Source organism: Pseudomonas sp. RIT411 (assembly GCF_003057735.2).
GTDB classification, from domain to species: domain Bacteria; phylum Pseudomonadota; class Gammaproteobacteria; order Pseudomonadales; family Pseudomonadaceae; genus Chryseomonas; species Chryseomonas oryzihabitans.
Window position 1 is genome coordinate 164,603 of the sequence record NZ_QBIZ02000002.1, and the last position, 14,157, is coordinate 178,759.

The window sequence follows — 14,157 nt, forward strand, 5'->3', positions numbered from 1 at the left end:
GGATGGACGCTCCCTTCTGGAGTGCCTGCATGTCCATAGCCATCCTGCAGATGGTCAGCGGCCCCGCGGTGACGGCCAATCTGCGCGCCGCCGAGCGCCTGCTCGAACGCGCTGCCGGGGCGGGCGCGCGCCTGGCGGTGCTGCCGGAAAACTTCGTCGCCATCGGCCATCCGGCACCCGCCGAGCTGGCGCGGGCCGAGGCGCTCGGTCAGGGCGAGATCCTGCCCTGGCTGTCCAGCCGGGCGCGCGAGCTGGGGCTCTGGCTGCTCGCCGGGACCCTGCCGCTGCTGCCCGACGGCGCCACCGAGGGCAAGCCCTGCGCCTGTTCGCTGCTGTATGACGACCAGGGCCGCCGCGTCGCCCGCTACGACAAGCTGCACCTCTTCGATGCCGACGTCAGCGACAGCCAGGGCAGCTATCGCGAATCCGACCACTATGCCGCCGGCGAGACCCTCACGGTGGTGGACACCCCGGTCGGCCGCCTGGGCCTGAGCGTCTGCTACGACCTGCGCTTTCCCGAACTCTACGGCGCCCTGCGCGCTGCCGGGGCGGAGCTGATCAGCGCGCCCTCGGCCTTTACCGTGCCCACCGGCCAGGCCCACTGGGAGCTGCTGCTGCGCGCCCGGGCGGTGGAGACCCAGAGTTATCTGCTGGGCGCCGCCCAGGGCGGGGTCCATGCCAATGGCCGCAGCACCTGGGGGCACGCCATGGCGGTGGATCCCTGGGGCGAGGTGCTCGCCGTCCAGGCCAGCGGCGAGGCGGTGCTGCTCATCGAGCGCGATGCCGAGCGCCAGGCGGGGTTGCGTCAGCGGATGCCGGTGACCCGGCACCGCCGCTTCCTGCCGGCGCGCCTGGCCGAACGGCAATGACCGCCATTGGTCTTTTGCATCAGGGCACCGAGACTTCCGCGAGTAGGCTAGAGGCCAGGTCGCGACCCTTTCATCGTTCCGACGTCCATTGTGGCGTCGTCTGGAGTTTCCATGAGTGATTACCTGAATAGCGTCGGCTCGGCCCTGCTGGGTCCCGGCGGACTCGCGGTGGACGATCTGCAACCCGTGCTGCAGCGGCTGGCCGGTCCCGGCATCGACGCCGCCGACCTGTATTTCCAGAGCATCGTCTCCGAGTCCTGGCTGCTGGAGGACGGCATCGTCAAGGAAGGCGGCTTCCACCTCGACCAGGGCGTTGGCGTGCGCGCCCTGTCCGGCGAGAAGACCGGCTTCGCCTACAGCAACGCCATCACCGGCGAGGCCCTGGATCTGGCGGCCCAGGCCGCGCGGTCCATTTCCCGCAGCGGCGCCGAGGGTCAGGTCCAGGCGTTTCGCGCGGTGGAGCCGGCGCAGCGTCTCTATGGCCAGGACAATCCGCTGGACGTGCTGGATCGCGCCACCAAGGTCGCCTTCCTGAAGCAGCTGGACGAGGCGACCCGTGCCCTGGATCCGCGTATCCAGCAGGTCACCATCAGCCTGGCCGGGGTCTGGGAGCGCACCCTGGTGGCCGCGGTCGACGGCACCCTGGCAGCCGATGTGCGCCCACTGGTGCGCCTGGGCGTCAGCGTCATCGTCGAGCAGAACGGCCGCCGCGAGCGCGGCAACAGCGGCGGCGGCGGTCGCTGCGACTACCGTTATTTCCAGCGTGATGACCGTGCCCTGGGCTACGCCCGCGAGGCGGTGCGCCAGGCGCTGGTCAACCTCGAAGCCACCGCGGCCCCGGCGGGCACCCTGCCGGTGGTGCTGGGCGCCGGCTGGTCCGGCGTGCTGCTGCACGAGGCGGTCGGCCATGGCCTGGAAGGCGATTTCAACCGCAAGGGCAGCTCCAACTACAGCGGCCAGCTCGGTCGCCAGGTGGCGTCCTCGCTGTGCACCATCGTCGACGACGGCACCCTGCCGGATCGCCGCGGCTCGCTATCCATCGACGACGAGGGCACGCCCAGCGGCTACAACGTGCTGATCGAGAACGGCATCCTCAAGGGCTACATGCAGGACAAGCTCAATGCCCGGCTGATGGGCGTGGCGCCCACCGGCAATGGCCGCCGTGAATCCTATGCCCATCTGCCGATGCCGCGCATGACCAACACCTACATGCTGGCCGGCCAGAGCGATCCGGCCGAGATCATCGCCTCGGTGGAGAAGGGCATCTATTGCGCCAGCCTGGGCGGCGGTCAGGTGGACATCACCAGCGGCAAGTTCGTCTTCACCACCAACGAGGCCTACCTCATCGAGAACGGCAAGCTCGGACGCCCGGTGAAGGGCGCCACCCTGATCGGCAACGGCCCCGAGGTCATGAACCGGGTGTCCATGGTCGGCAACGACCTGGCGCTGGATGCGGGGATAGGGACCTGTGGCAAGGACGGCCAGTCACTGCCGGTGGGTGTGGGGCAGCCGACGCTGAAGATCGATGCCATCACCGTGGGCGGCACCGGCGCCTGATGCGGGCACCAGCCGTGGCCATCGCGGACGGAAACCTAGCGCAGACCGCGCTGGGTTTCGTCGAGGGTGCGGATGTACTTGAAGACCTTGCGCGCCGCCGCCGGCGGCTTGTTGTGCGCCGCTTCGTGCTGGGCATGCCGCACCAGGCCGCGCAGGTGCTGGCGGTCGGTCTCCGGGTAAAGCGCCACAAAGGCTTCCAGCGCCTGGTCGCCTTCGGCGATCAGCCGGTCGCGCCAGCGCTCCAGGGCGTGGAAGCGCTCGTTGTACTGCCGTGTCGAGGTGTCCATCTGGTCGACCAGCACCAGGATGGCTTCCAGGTCTTGGTCGCGCATCAGCTTGCCCAGGTACTGGACATGCCTTTTACGCGCGATGTGCGTCTTGTGCTTGGGCGCCTCGGCCAGGGCCTTGCGCAGCGGATCGGTCAGCGGCAGGCGGTCCAGCTGCTCGGCCGGCAGCCCGGCCAGGCGTTCGCCCAGATCCTGCAGCGCATGCAGCTCGCGCTTGACCTGTGTCTTGCTCTTTTCGCCCAGCGGCGCGTCGTCGTCGTAAGAATCAACCATGAACTATGGGGTCCAGCTAAGAATGGGCGCCATCATAACGAGTTGCCGCACGGTTGTCCGGCCTGGCCGGCGCCGTCCGTAAGGAGAACGTCATGAATCGCAACGCCGCCGTGGGTCCCGCTGCGCTCCCCGAATTGCGCGAACAGGTCGAGGCCATCCTGGCCGAGGCCCGGCGCCAGGGCGCCAGTGCCGGTGAAGTGGCCGTCTCGGTCGACCAGGGTCTGTCCACCTCGGTCCGCAAGGGCGAGGTGGAAACCGTCGAATTCAATCGCGACCAGGGCTTCGGCATCACCCTCTATGCCGGGCAGCGCAAGGGCTCGGCCAGTACCTCCGCCACCGGTCCCGAGGCGATCCGCGAAACCGTGGCCGCGGCCCTGGCCATCGCCAAGCACACCTCCGAGGATCCCTGCGCGGGTCTGGCCGACGCCGAACTGATGGCGCGCGGCGAACTGCCCGATCTCGACCTCTATCATCCCTGGGACATCACCCCCGAGCAGGCCATCGAGCAGGCGCTGGCCTGCGAAGCCGCGGCCTACGCCGCCGACAGCCGCATCGGCAATGCCGACGGCACCACCCTCAATACCCACCAGAGCTGCCGGGTGTACGGCAACAGCCACGGCTTCGTCGGCAGCTATGCCAGCACCCGGCACAGCCTGAGCTGCGTGATGATCGCCGGCAGCGGCGAGGCCATGCAGCGCGACTACTACTACGACGTCAATCGGATCGGTCACGAGCTGATGAGCGCCGAGGAGATCGGTCGCCGCGCCGCCGAGCGCGCCGTGAGTCGCCTGGGGGCCAGGCCGGTGCCCACCGCCAAGGTCCCGGTGCTGTTTTCGCCGGAAATGGCCGCCGGCCTGTTCGGTACCTTTCTCGCCGCCATTTCCGGCGGCAACCTCTATCGCAAGTCGTCCTTCCTCGAAGGCGCCCTGGGCCAGCAGGTGTTTCCCGACTGGCTGACCCTGGACGAACGGCCGCACCTGCCACGCGCCTTGGGCAGCGCCGCCTTCGACGGCGAAGGCCTGGCCACCTACGCCAAGCCCTTCGTCGAGAACGGCCAACTGGTGTCCTATGTGCTCGGCAGCTATTCCGCGCGCAAGCTGGGCCTGCAAAGCACCGCCAATGCCGGCGGCGTGCACAACCTGCACGTCAGCCATGGCACGGCCGACCAGGCCGAGCTGATCCGGCAGATGGGCACGGGCTTTTTGGTCACGGAAATGATGGGGCAGGGCACCAACCTGGTCACCGGTGACTATTCCCGGGGCGCCGGCGGCTTCTGGATCGAGAATGGCGAGATCCAGTTTCCGGTCCAGGAGGTCACCATCGCCGGGCGGCTGGGCGACATGTTCCGCCAGATCCTGGCGGTGGGCAGCGACGTGGAACGCCGCGGCAGTCTGCGCACCGGTTCGGTCCTGATCGATGGCATGACCCTGGCGGGCAGCTAGAAGCGCGGTGGAAGCCGTCGCGATGAGGAAAATCCTGTCGAACGGGAGACAGCCCACCCCGTTACTCGTTAGTATCCTAGCAATGCACTAGGACATAGCCGTGCGGTCGAATCCGCTGACCGGACGGCCAAGGCTTCAGACGGTGCGCCGTGGCGCACCAGCCGTACACCCCATCGCCCAAGGGCGGTGGGTCCATACCAAAGCCACCATGGAGACAATCCGCATGCCGCATACTCTGCCTCAGCTGCCCTACGCCTACGACGCGCTGGAACCGCACGTCGATGCCCAGACCATGGAAATCCACCATACCAAGCACCACCAGACCTACATCAACAACCTGAACGCGGCGCTGGAAGGCACCGAGTTCGCCAGCCTGTCGGCCGAAGACGTGGTTCGCCAGCTGGACAAGCTGCCCCAGGACAAGCGCGGCGCCGTGCAGAACAACGGTGGCGGCCATGCCAACCACAGCCTGTTCTGGACCGTGATGGCCCCCAATGCCGGCGGCAAGCCCGAAGGCGCCCTGGCCGAAGCCATCGAGTCCCAGCTGGGCGGCTTCGACGCCTTCAAGGAAGCCTTCACCAAGGCTGCCCTGACCCGCTTCGGCAGCGGCTGGGCCTGGCTGAGCGTCACTCCAGAGAAGAAGCTGGTGGTCGAGAGCACCGGCAACCAGGACAGTCCGCTGATGACCGGCAACACCCCGATCCTCGGCCTGGACGTCTGGGAGCACGCCTACTACCTGCGCTACCAGAACCGTCGTCCCGAGTACATCGGTGCCTTCTTCAACGTCATCAACTGGCCGGAAGTGTCCCGTCGCTACGAAGCGGCGCTGATCGCCTGAGTCGACGCCCAATGAAAAAGCCGCCCTCGGGCGGCTTTTTTTATCGGGGCTGCGACTGGCGCAGGGGGCCTGTCACTCGCCCTCGTCGAAGTAGTTGTTGATCAGCTCGACCAGGGCGCGCATGGCCTCGTCGCTCTGCTCACCCTCGGTTTCCAGCTGCAGGACCGTGCCCTTGCCGGCGGCCAGCATCATGACCGCCATGATGCTCTTGCCATCGACCGGCGATTCGCCACTGCGGCCGACGCGGACGCTGGCGGGATAGCGGCCGGCCACGCCGACGAACTTGGCCGCCGCACGGGCGTGCAGGCCCAGCTTGTTGATGATGGTGATCTGTTGGGCAGGCATTGAGTCTGTCCTTGTCGAAACAAAACGGGCGTCAGAGATCGCGGTGACGGATCTGGACGTTCTTGAGCAGGTTCTTGAGTTCGCGACCCAGGCGATCGGCCAGATAGACCGAGCGGTGATGACCACCGGTACAACCAATGGCCACGGTCACATAGGACCTGTTGTTGGCGGCAAAACGCGGCAACCACTTCACCAGGTAATCGCGGATGTCATTGTACAGGGTCTCTACCTCGGGCTGTTGCTCGAGATAGTCCCGCACCGGGGCATCCAGTCCGGAAAAGTCGCGCAGGTCCGGTTTCCAGTAGGGATTGGGCAGAAAGCGCACGTCGAACACCATGTCCGCGTCCACCGGCAGGCCCCGCTTGAAGCCGAAGGATTCCACCAGATAGGCGGTGCCGGGCTCTGGGGCGTTCAGCAGGCGCAACTTGAGGATGTCGCGCAGCTGATAGAGATTCAGGTGAGTGGTATCGATCTTCAGGTCGGAGAGGTCGGCGATGGGCGACAGCAGCACCTGCTCGTCGTGAATGGCCTCGGCCAGGGATCTTTCCTGGTTGGACAGCGGATGCCGGCGACGCGTCTCGGAAAAGCGCTTGAGCAGCGTCTGGTCATCGGCGTCCAGATAGAGGATGTCGCAGCGGATGTTGCGGCTGCGTACCTGTTCGAGCAATTCGGGAAAGCGTTGCAACTGGCTGGGCAGATTGCGGGCATCGATGGACAGGGCGACCTTGGGCTGGGGCCGCTCCATGTCGGTCAGGGCATGCTGGGCCAGATCGGGCAGCAGACTGGCCGGCAGGTTGTCGATGCAATAGAAGCCATTGTCCTCAAGCACGTTGAGCGCCGTACTCTTGCCCGACCCGGAACGTCCGCTCACGATGATGAGGTGCATGTCAGTGTCCGCTCTGGGCCTCGACGACGATCTGATAGAGCGCCTGGCTATCCTTGGCCTTGCGCAGCCGCTCGCGGATGTCGGCGCGATCCAGGATGCCGGCGATCTGGCGCAGCAGGGTGAGGTGCTGTTCGGTGGCGGCTTCCGGGACCAGCAGGACGAACACCAGGTCTACCGGCGCGCCGTCGAGGGAATCGAAGTCCACTGGTTGCTGCAGGTGGAAGAGCACGCACAGCGGTTGCTGCAGACCCGCCAGGCGGCAGTGGGGAATGGCGATGCCATTGCCGAAACCAGTGGAGCCCAAACGCTCGCGCGCCATCAGGCATTCGTGGATGTGCGCGGCGTCGTGGCCGGGCAGTTCCTGCGCGGCCAGCTCGGCGATGCGTTCCAGTACAGCGGCTTTGCTGCCGCCCGGCGCACCCGTCTGGGTGCGGCCGGGGGTCAGGATGTTTTCGAGTCTGATCATAAAGCGGCGATCGAAACCTCAGCGGACGCCGACGCCCTGCTGGCGTTCGATCGATTTTTCCTTGTGTTTAATCAGTTGGCGGTCGAGCTTGTCGGCCAGGAGATCGATGGCGGCATACATGTCGTCGTGCTCGGCATTGGCGACCACTGCGGCGCCGGCGACGTGCAGGGTGGCTTCGGCTTTCTGCTTGAGCTTGTCCACTTCCAGGATCACCTGGACGTTGGTAATACGGTCGAAGTGCCGTTCGAGGCGGGCGAGTTTCTCGCCGATGTAGTCACGCAGGGCTTCTGTCACTTCAAGCTGATGGCCACTGATGTTGACTTGCATACCGCTTCTCCTTATTGCCGGGCTACGATCGGCGAAGCTGCTCGCCGACATGACAAGGGTCGATCGAGGCACGGTCACATCAGGACGCGTCAGATGAGACGCTTGCGTTCGCTGGACGGAGCGATACCCAGGGATTCCCGATACTTAGCCACCGTGCGACGAGCGACTTGTATACCTTGCGATTCCAGTAAACCAGCGATCTTGCTGTCACTCAACGGCTTTTTCGCGTTTTCCGCCGCCACCAATTTCTTGATGATCGCGCGGATCGCGGTGGAGGAACATTCGCCCCCCTCGGCGGTGCTGACGTGGCTGGAGAAGAAGTACTTGAGTTCGTAGATGCCACGCGGGGTGTGCATGAACTTCTGGGTGGTCACCCGGGAGATGGTCGACTCGTGCATGCCCACCGCCTCGGCGATGTCGTGCAGGACGAGCGGCTTCATGGCCTCTTCACCGTATTCGAGAAAGCCCCGCTGGTGCTCGACGATCTGGGTCGCCACCTTCATCAGGGTCTCGTTGCGACTCTGCAGGCTCTTGATGAACCAGCGCGCTTCCTGCAGCTGGTTGCGCATGTAGGTGTTGTCGGCGCTGCTGTCGGCGCGCTTGACGAAGCCGGCGTACTGGGGATTGACCCGTAGGCGCGGCACGGCTTCCTGGTTGAGCTCCACCAGCCAGCGCTCGTTGTGCTTGCGCACGATGACGTCCGGTACCACGTATTCGGCCTCGCCGGACTCGATCTGCGAGCCGGGGCGCGGGTGCAGGGTCTGGATCAGTTCGATGACGGGCTTGAGTTCGTCCTCCTTGATCTTCATGCGGCGCATCAGCTGCGCATAGTCGCGACTGCCGAGCAGATCCAGGTAGTCGCCCACCAGGCGCTTGGCCTCGCCGAGCAGGGGGAGGCTGGCCGGCAGCTGGGCCAGTTGGATCAGCAGGCACTCGCGCAGATTGCGCGCGGCGACGCCGGCCGGCTCGAATTGCTGGACGCGTCGGAGCACCACCTCGACTTCGTCGAGATCGACTTCCAGTTCGGGATCGAGAGAGGCATGGATGTCTTCCAGGCTTTCCTGCAGATAGCCATCGGTGTCGATGCCGTCGATGATCGCCAGGGCGATCAGGCGGTCGAGATCCGACATGGGCGCCAGGTTGAGCTGCCAGAGCAGGTGGGTCTGCAGGCTTTCGCCGGCCGAGGTGCGGGTGGTGAAGTCCCACTCGTCGTCGTCGTTGCTGGGTAGGCTGCTGGCGCTGGTCTGGTAGATGTCTTCCCAGGCGGTGTCCACCGGCAGCTCACTGTCGCTGGGGATGCGTTCGCTCCACTCGGACTCGTCGGCCATCTCGTTGGTGGCGACCGAGGTTTCCTTGAAGTTGATTTCGGTACCGCCGGGATTCGCCAACTCGTCGCCTTCGCCCGAGGCGTCGCTCTGGTCGAAGTCTTCACCTTCTTCCTGGCGTTCCAGCATCGGATTGGATTCCAGGGCTTCCTGGATCTCCTGCTGCAGGTCGAGCGTCGAGAGCTGGAGCAGACGTATGGCTTGTTGCAGCTGCGGCGTCATCGTCAGCTGCTGGCCCATCTTGAGGACTAGCGATGGTTTCATGGCTGCGGAAATACACCTTGTCTACCGACGCGAACAGCGCCACCGAACCTCGCGAACCCTGCGAGCGTTAGCAAATTATATGCCTTGTTTCCCCGGGTTTGCCTAGAGGCGGAATTCGTGGCCCAGATAGACTTCCTTCACCAGCTCGTTGGCGAGGACTTCCTCGGCGGTACCCTCGGCGATGAGCTGGCCATCGTTGACGATATAGGCCGTCTCGCAGATGGTCAGGGTTTCCCGGACATTGTGGTCGGTGATGAGGACACCGATGCCCTTGGCCTTGAGGTGACGAATGATCTGCTTGATGTCGCCCACGGAGATGGGGTCCACGCCGGCGAAGGGTTCGTCCAGCAGGATGAACTTGGGCGCGGTGGCCAGGGCGCGGGCGATCTCGACACGGCGCCGCTCGCCACCCGACAGGCTCATGCCGCGGTTGTCGCGGATGTGGGTGATGTGGAATTCCTGCAGCAGGCTCTCCAGCTCACGCAGCCGGCCGGCCTTGTCCAGGTCCTTGCGGGTTTCCAGGATGCCGAGGATGTTGTCGGCTACGGTCAGCTTGCGAAAGATCGAGGCTTCCTGGGGCAGGTAGCCGATCCCGGCACGGGCACGGCCATGCATGGGCAGGGCGGTGACGTCCTGGTCGTCGATCAGCACGCGACCCTGATCGGCCTTGACCAGGCCGACGATCATGTAGAAGCAGGTGGTCTTGCCGGCGCCGTTCGGACCGAGCAGGCCGACGATCTGCCCGCTGTCGATGCTGACGCTGACGTCGCGAACGACCTGGCGACCCTTGTAGCTCTTGGCCAGATGCTGGGCTTTGAGCGTAACCGTCATTGTCCCTGCCCCGACTGCTGCTGATCCTTGGGCTGGATGACCATGTCGATCCGCGGCCGCGGCGTGGTGACCTTGCTGCCGTTGGCGCGCCCGGCGTTGACGATCTGGCGCTGGGTGTCGTAGACGATCTTCTCGCCTTCGAAGGTGTTGCCCTGTTGGACCACCTTGGCCTGATCGATCAGGATGATGCGATTTTCCTGGGCGAAATACTGGATCGTCAGACCATAGGCCTTGACGATGTCCTTGTCCGCCGAGGGCTTCTGCTCGTAGTAGGCCGGTTTGCCCACTGCGGTGGCGACCTTGATGTTGCCCTGGTTGTCCTGGGTCAGGGTCACCGTGTTGCCGGTGATCTTCATGCTGCCCTGGGTGATGACCACGTCTCCGCGGTACACGGCCACGCCCTGCTTGTCATCGAGCTCGGCGCTATCGGCCTGCACGCGGATCGGCTGGGTGCGATCGGTCGGCAGGGCCCAAGCCGCGGCACTGCCAAAGGTGGCGCCGAGGGTGAACAGGAAGGGGAGGGTTTTAACGAACCTCATGCTGGCCTCTTACGTTGGACAGCAGGAGCATTCTGCCGTCTTCTAGATACGCTTTCATGCCATTGGCCGTGGTCACCCCATTGGCGGCCTCGATTCTAACGGCTTGCTCGGTTTGCGCATATTGTTTGTCAGGAAAGACGGTCATGCGGGTGGTGGTCAACACCACCGGGCGGCCTTTCTCATCGGTACGCTCGACGCGCACGTCATCGATCAGCTCCGCCTGACTGCCACCGGGGGCGACCTCGGCGCGGGCACTGCGAATGTGCCAGGGATAGTCGGTACCGCGAAAGGCCAGCATGTCGGGGCGGGTCACCAGGGTGACGTCGGTCGCCTTGACGTGTTCGCTGCGCTCGGCCTTGAGTTCGTACTGGATCTTGCCGTCCAGGCGATACTGAATCGTCCGGGTATTGAGGGCATAGCCGTCGATGGCGCTGTCTTGCGGGGTCGCCGAGGCCGGGGCATCGACGAAGCGCTGCGGCAGGATGTTCCAGTAGCCGATCGCGATGAGCGCGGCGGCGATCAGGACCAACAGCACGGGGCGGCGCAAGCTGCGAAACATGAGGGTACCTGTGGTGGGCCGCACCAGGGGGCGGCGGGTTGAACACGAGATGTCGGCGCATTTAGTCGAGCAGTATAACCCGGCCTACAGCACCCCGGCGCGTAGCAGGTCACCCATGTTGAGGGCGCCGATCGGGCGGCGCTCGTCATCGATCACCACCAGGGCGTTGATCTTGTGCTCCTCCATGATCTTCAGCGCCTCGGCGGCGAGCATCTGCGCCCTGGCGGTTCGACCGCCGCGGGTCATCACGGTTGCGATCGCCGTGGTGCGCACGTCGATGCCGCGATCCAGGGCGCGACGCAGGTCGCCGTCGGTGAAGATGCCGGCGAGACGGCCATCGGCGGCCAGCACGCTGGTCATGCCCAGGCCCTTGCGCGACATCTCCAGCAGGGCGTCGGAGACCAGGGTGTCCTCGCCGACCTGCGGCAGGTCGGCGCCGGCATGCATGACGTTCTCCACCTTGAGCAGCAGGCGCCGGCCGAGGGCGCCACCCGGGTGGGAAAAGGCGAAATCCTCGGCGGTGAAGCCGCGCGCCTCGAGCAGCGCGATGGCCAGGGCATCGCCCAGTACCAGGGCGACGGTGGTGGAGGAGGTGGGCGCCAGATTGAGCGGGCAGGCCTCGGTGGCGACGCTGGTGTCCAGGTTGACGTCCGCGGCCTTGGCCAGGGGCGAGACGGGATTGCCGGCAAAGCTGATCAGCGGGACGCCCAGGCGCTTGATCAGCGGCAGCAGGGTCAGGATCTCGCTGGAGGTGCCCGATTGGGAGATGGCGATGATGACGTCATCGCGGGTGATCATGCCCATGTCGCCATGGCTGGCTTCCGCCGGGTGCACGAAGAAGGCCGGGCTGCCGGTGCTGGCCAGGGTCGCGGCGATCTTGTTGCCGACATGCCCGGATTTGCCCATGCCCAGGACCACGATGCGCCCGCGGCAGGCCAGCAGCCGGCGACAGGCGGCGGCGAAGCTGTCGTCGATGCGTTCGCCCAGGGCGGCCACTGCCGCTCGCTCTACATCTATGGTGCGCTTGGCGGAGGCGATGAAATCTATTGAGTCGGACATGGGTCAGAAGGCAGGTGACGGGACAATCGGAAATTATATGCGCAAAGCCGCGACACTCAGCAACGCCGCCCGTGGCTCAGGAGTCTCATCGGCAACGAATGCTATAGTGCCGCCCTTTTGCCGGGGCCGCCGAACGCGAGTGTCGCGTGCCCTGAAGCGGCGGAGCGGCGTCTCCCTGCACAGAGTTGAACCTTAGGAGTCCTGATGACCGTCGATAGCCCGTACGCCGTGGAGCTGAAGGGCGTTTCCTTCAAGCGCGGCACGCGTCTGATCTACGACCGGGTCGATATCCGCATCCCGCGGGGCAAGGTCACCGGGATCATGGGACCGTCCGGCAGTGGCAAGACCACCCTGTTGCGCCTCATCGCCGCCCAGTTGCGACCGAGCAGTGGCGAGATCTGGGTCAATGGCGCCAACCTGCCGCAGCTGTCCCGCGGCGAGCTGTTCGAGATGCGCCGGCAGATGGGCGTGCTGTTCCAGAGCGGCGCGCTGTTCACCGATCTCGATGTCTTCGAGAACGTGGCCTTTCCCTTGCGCGTGCATACCAAGCTGCCCGAGGAGATGATCCGCGACATCGTCCTGCTCAAGCTGCAGGCGGTGGGACTGCGCGGCGCCATCGAACTGATGCCGGACGAACTGTCGGGTGGGATGAAGCGCCGGGTCGCCCTGGCGCGGGCCATCGCCCTGGATCCGCAGATCCTCATGTACGACGAGCCCTTCGTCGGCCAGGACCCCATCGCCATGGGCGTGCTGGTGCGCCTCATCCGCCTGCTCAACCAAGCGCTGGGACTGACCAGCATCGTGGTTTCCCACGACCTGGCCGAGACCGCCAGCATCGCCGACTACCTCTATGTGGTGGGCGATACCAAGGTGCTTGGGCAGGGCACGCCGAAGGAATTGCGCGAATCGCCGGATCCGCGGGTTCGCCAGTTCATGCAGGGCATCCCCGATGGCCCGGTACCCTTCCACTTCGCCGCGCCGGATCTGCGCGATGCCTTGCTGGGGAAACACTGATGCGTAAGGTCTCCGCCGTGGAGCGGATTCGTCGACTGGGCCGCGCCGGGCTGGATGTCGTGGCGGCCATAGGCCGCTCGGTCATCGTCCTGCTGCTGGCGGTGTTCGGTCGCGGTGGCGTAGGCAGCGGTCTGCAGCTGCTGGGCAAGCAACTCTATTCGGTAGGGGTGATGTCGCTGCCGATCATCGTGGTGTCGGGCTTCTTCATCGGCATGGTGATCGCCCTGCAGGGCTACAACATCCTGGTCAAGTACGGCTCCGAGCAGGCGGTGGGGCAGATGGTCGCCCTCACCTTGCTGCGTGAACTCGGCCCGGTGGTGACGGCCCTGCTGTTCGCCGGCCGGGCAGGCTCCGCCCTGACCGCCGAGATCGGCAACATGAAATCCACCGAGCAGCTGTCCAGTCTGGAAATGATCGGCGTGGACCCGCTCAAGTACATCGTCGCGCCGCGTTTCTGGGCCGGCTTCATTTCTATGCCGCTGCTGGCCGCCATGTTCAACGTGGTGGGCATCTGGGGCGCGGCCATGGTCGCCATCGACTGGCTCGGCGTCTATGACGGTTCCTTCTGGGCCACCATGCAGAACAGCGTGATGCTCAGCGACGTGCTCAACGGCGTGATCAAGAGCCTGGTGTTCGCCTTCGTGGTGACCTGGGTCGCCGTCTTCCAGGGGTATGACTGCGAGCCCACCTCCGAAGGCATCGGCCGCGCCACTACCCGTACCGTCGTCTATGCGTCGCTTGCCGTGCTCGGCCTCGACTTCATTCTTACCGCCCTGATGTTTGGAGATCTCTGATGCAAACCCGCACCCAGGAAATCGGTGTCGGACTCTTCCTGCTGGCCGGCGTGCTCGCACTGCTGCTGCTGGCGCTGCGGGTAAGCGGTCTGACGATGAGCGACCATCACGATACCTACAAGGTCTACGCCTACTTCGACAACATCGCCGGTCTCACCGTGAGATCGCGGGTGACCATGTCGGGCGTGACCATCGGCAAGGTCACCGCCATCGATCTCGACCGCAACAGCTACCGCGGCCGGGTCACCATGCAGATCGACAAGCAGGTGGACAACCTGCCGACCGACTCCATCGCCTCGATCCTGACTGCCGGCCTGCTCGGCGAGAAGTACATCGGCATCAGCGTGGGCGGTGACGAGCAGGTGCTCAAGGAAGGCTCGACCATTCGAGATACACAATCCTCGCTGGTTCTCGAAGACCTGATCGGCAAATTCCTGCTCAATTCGGTCAATAAAGACTCTTCCGCCAATAAATGATGAGAG

Annotated in this window: 17 protein-coding genes; 7 read left to right on the forward strand and 10 right to left on the reverse strand. The window is 65.2% G+C overall.

Annotated elements, in window-relative coordinates; all coding sequences use genetic code 11:
- Positions 1-29 precede the first annotated feature (29 nt).
- A complete protein-coding gene (locus DBY63_RS03460) occupies positions 30-869 on the forward strand; it encodes a carbon-nitrogen hydrolase family protein (RefSeq protein ID WP_027597097.1) in 840 nt (279 codons plus the stop codon).
- Positions 870-980: 111 nt separating this feature from the next.
- The gene (gene tldD, locus DBY63_RS03465) at positions 981-2,426 is read left to right on the forward strand and encodes a metalloprotease TldD (protein ID WP_108581279.1); all 1,446 of its coding nucleotides are present in this window, start codon (positions 981-983) and stop codon (positions 2,424-2,426) included.
- Between the two features lie 35 nt (positions 2,427-2,461).
- Here tldD and yjgA read toward each other — a convergent pair whose 3' ends face one another.
- A complete protein-coding gene (gene yjgA, locus DBY63_RS03470) occupies positions 2,462-2,986 on the reverse strand; it encodes a ribosome biogenesis factor YjgA (protein ID WP_007159525.1) in 525 nt (174 codons plus the stop codon).
- 92 nt (positions 2,987-3,078) lie between these two features.
- Here yjgA and pmbA point away from each other — a divergent pair, with 92 nt between their 5' ends.
- Both pmbA and DBY63_RS03480 read left to right on the forward strand, forming a co-directional pair.
- Complete coding sequence (pmbA, locus tag DBY63_RS03475; RefSeq protein ID WP_108581280.1) at positions 3,079-4,428, forward strand: metalloprotease PmbA; 1,350 nt, start codon at positions 3,079-3,081, stop codon at positions 4,426-4,428.
- A gap of 223 nt (positions 4,429-4,651) precedes the next feature.
- Positions 4,652-5,266, forward strand: coding sequence for a superoxide dismutase (locus tag DBY63_RS03480; protein ID WP_108581281.1), 615 nt, complete (start codon positions 4,652-4,654; stop codon positions 5,264-5,266).
- 72 nt (positions 5,267-5,338) lie between these two features.
- Here DBY63_RS03480 and DBY63_RS03485 read toward each other — a convergent pair whose 3' ends face one another.
- The 9 genes from DBY63_RS03485 to DBY63_RS03525 form a co-directional block, all read right to left on the reverse strand.
- Complete coding sequence (locus tag DBY63_RS03485) at positions 5,339-5,611, reverse strand: HPr family phosphocarrier protein (RefSeq protein ID WP_007159522.1); 273 nt, start codon at positions 5,609-5,611, stop codon at positions 5,339-5,341.
- 31 nt (positions 5,612-5,642) lie between these two features.
- Entirely contained in the window at positions 5,643-6,497 is an 855-nt protein-coding gene (rapZ, locus tag DBY63_RS03490) for an RNase adapter RapZ (RefSeq protein ID WP_007159521.1), read from the reverse strand.
- A gap of 1 nt (position 6,498) precedes the next feature.
- Positions 6,499-6,963: a PTS IIA-like nitrogen regulatory protein PtsN gene (ptsN, locus tag DBY63_RS03495; protein ID WP_007159520.1), complete on the reverse strand. Its 465-nt coding sequence runs from the start codon at positions 6,961-6,963 to the stop codon at positions 6,499-6,501.
- An 18-nt stretch (positions 6,964-6,981) separates the two neighbouring features.
- Positions 6,982-7,290 carry a ribosome-associated translation inhibitor RaiA gene (raiA, locus tag DBY63_RS03500; protein ID WP_007159519.1) on the reverse strand — a complete coding sequence of 103 codons (309 nt, stop codon included), beginning with the start codon at positions 7,288-7,290 and terminating at the stop codon, positions 6,982-6,984.
- A gap of 89 nt (positions 7,291-7,379) precedes the next feature.
- Complete coding sequence (locus DBY63_RS03505; protein ID WP_027602565.1) at positions 7,380-8,879, reverse strand: RNA polymerase factor sigma-54; 1,500 nt, start codon at positions 8,877-8,879, stop codon at positions 7,380-7,382.
- 102 nt (positions 8,880-8,981) lie between these two features.
- A complete protein-coding gene (gene lptB, locus DBY63_RS03510) occupies positions 8,982-9,710 on the reverse strand; it encodes an LPS export ABC transporter ATP-binding protein (protein WP_027597094.1) in 729 nt (242 codons plus the stop codon).
- The gene (gene lptA / locus DBY63_RS03515; protein ID WP_007159516.1) at positions 9,707-10,249 is read right to left on the reverse strand and encodes a lipopolysaccharide transport periplasmic protein LptA; all 543 of its coding nucleotides are present in this window, start codon (positions 10,247-10,249) and stop codon (positions 9,707-9,709) included. Before lptA ends, lptB begins: the two co-directional genes overlap by 4 nt.
- On the reverse strand, positions 10,236-10,808 hold the full coding sequence (gene lptC / locus DBY63_RS03520) for an LPS export ABC transporter periplasmic protein LptC (protein ID WP_027597093.1): 573 nt from the start codon (positions 10,806-10,808) through the stop codon (positions 10,236-10,238). The genes lptA and lptC overlap by 14 nt, the downstream gene beginning before the upstream one ends.
- Positions 10,809-10,892: 84 nt before the next feature.
- Positions 10,893-11,867 (reverse strand): KpsF/GutQ family sugar-phosphate isomerase, encoded by a 975-nt coding sequence (locus DBY63_RS03525; protein WP_108581282.1) that lies wholly within the window; start codon positions 11,865-11,867, stop codon positions 10,893-10,895.
- Between the two features lie 204 nt (positions 11,868-12,071).
- Here DBY63_RS03525 and DBY63_RS03530 point away from each other — a divergent pair, with 204 nt between their 5' ends.
- From DBY63_RS03530 to mlaD, 3 genes are read left to right on the forward strand one after another with little or no spacing between them, the layout of a single operon-like run.
- A complete protein-coding gene (locus tag DBY63_RS03530; protein WP_027597091.1) occupies positions 12,072-12,881 on the forward strand; it encodes an ATP-binding cassette domain-containing protein in 810 nt (269 codons plus the stop codon).
- Complete coding sequence (gene mlaE / locus DBY63_RS03535) at positions 12,881-13,675, forward strand: lipid asymmetry maintenance ABC transporter permease subunit MlaE (protein ID WP_007159512.1); 795 nt, start codon at positions 12,881-12,883, stop codon at positions 13,673-13,675. Before DBY63_RS03530 ends, mlaE begins: the two co-directional genes overlap by 1 nt.
- Positions 13,675-14,151, forward strand: coding sequence for an outer membrane lipid asymmetry maintenance protein MlaD (gene mlaD, locus DBY63_RS03540; RefSeq protein ID WP_007159511.1), 477 nt, complete (start codon positions 13,675-13,677; stop codon positions 14,149-14,151). Before mlaE ends, mlaD begins: the two co-directional genes overlap by 1 nt.
- Positions 14,152-14,157 lie beyond the last annotated feature (6 nt).

Excerpts from the sequence above, each read along its gene's own strand:
- DBY63_RS03485 (WP_007159522.1), bottom strand. The coding sequence starts at position 5,611 with ATGCCTGCCCAACAGATCACCATCATCAACAAGCTGGGCCTGCACGCC.
- lptC (WP_027597093.1), bottom strand. The coding sequence starts at position 10,808 with ATGTTTCGCAGCTTGCGCCGCCCCGTGCTGTTGGTCCTGATCGCCGCC.
- rapZ (WP_007159521.1), bottom strand. The coding sequence starts at position 6,497 with ATGCACCTCATCATCGTGAGCGGACGTTCCGGGTCGGGCAAGAGTACG.
- DBY63_RS03505 (WP_027602565.1), bottom strand. The coding sequence starts at position 8,879 with ATGAAACCATCGCTAGTCCTCAAGATGGGCCAGCAGCTGACGATGACG.
- mlaE (WP_007159512.1), top strand. The coding sequence starts at position 12,881 with ATGCGTAAGGTCTCCGCCGTGGAGCGGATTCGTCGACTGGGCCGCGCC.
- DBY63_RS03530 (WP_027597091.1), top strand. The coding sequence starts at position 12,072 with ATGACCGTCGATAGCCCGTACGCCGTGGAGCTGAAGGGCGTTTCCTTC.
- yjgA (WP_007159525.1), bottom strand. The coding sequence starts at position 2,986 with ATGGTTGATTCTTACGACGACGACGCGCCGCTGGGCGAAAAGAGCAAG.
- lptB (WP_027597094.1), bottom strand. The coding sequence starts at position 9,710 with ATGACGGTTACGCTCAAAGCCCAGCATCTGGCCAAGAGCTACAAGGGT.
- raiA (WP_007159519.1), bottom strand. The coding sequence starts at position 7,290 with ATGCAAGTCAACATCAGTGGCCATCAGCTTGAAGTGACAGAAGCCCTG.
- DBY63_RS03460 (WP_027597097.1), top strand. The coding sequence starts at position 30 with ATGTCCATAGCCATCCTGCAGATGGTCAGCGGCCCCGCGGTGACGGCC.
- ptsN (WP_007159520.1), bottom strand. The coding sequence starts at position 6,963 with ATGATCAGACTCGAAAACATCCTGACCCCCGGCCGCACCCAGACGGGT.
- tldD (WP_108581279.1), top strand. The coding sequence starts at position 981 with ATGAGTGATTACCTGAATAGCGTCGGCTCGGCCCTGCTGGGTCCCGGC.
- lptA (WP_007159516.1), bottom strand. The coding sequence starts at position 10,249 with ATGAGGTTCGTTAAAACCCTCCCCTTCCTGTTCACCCTCGGCGCCACC.
- pmbA (WP_108581280.1), top strand. The coding sequence starts at position 3,079 with ATGAATCGCAACGCCGCCGTGGGTCCCGCTGCGCTCCCCGAATTGCGC.
- DBY63_RS03480 (WP_108581281.1), top strand. The coding sequence starts at position 4,652 with ATGCCGCATACTCTGCCTCAGCTGCCCTACGCCTACGACGCGCTGGAA.
- DBY63_RS03525 (WP_108581282.1), bottom strand. The coding sequence starts at position 11,867 with ATGTCCGACTCAATAGATTTCATCGCCTCCGCCAAGCGCACCATAGAT.
- mlaD (WP_007159511.1), top strand. The coding sequence starts at position 13,675 with ATGCAAACCCGCACCCAGGAAATCGGTGTCGGACTCTTCCTGCTGGCC.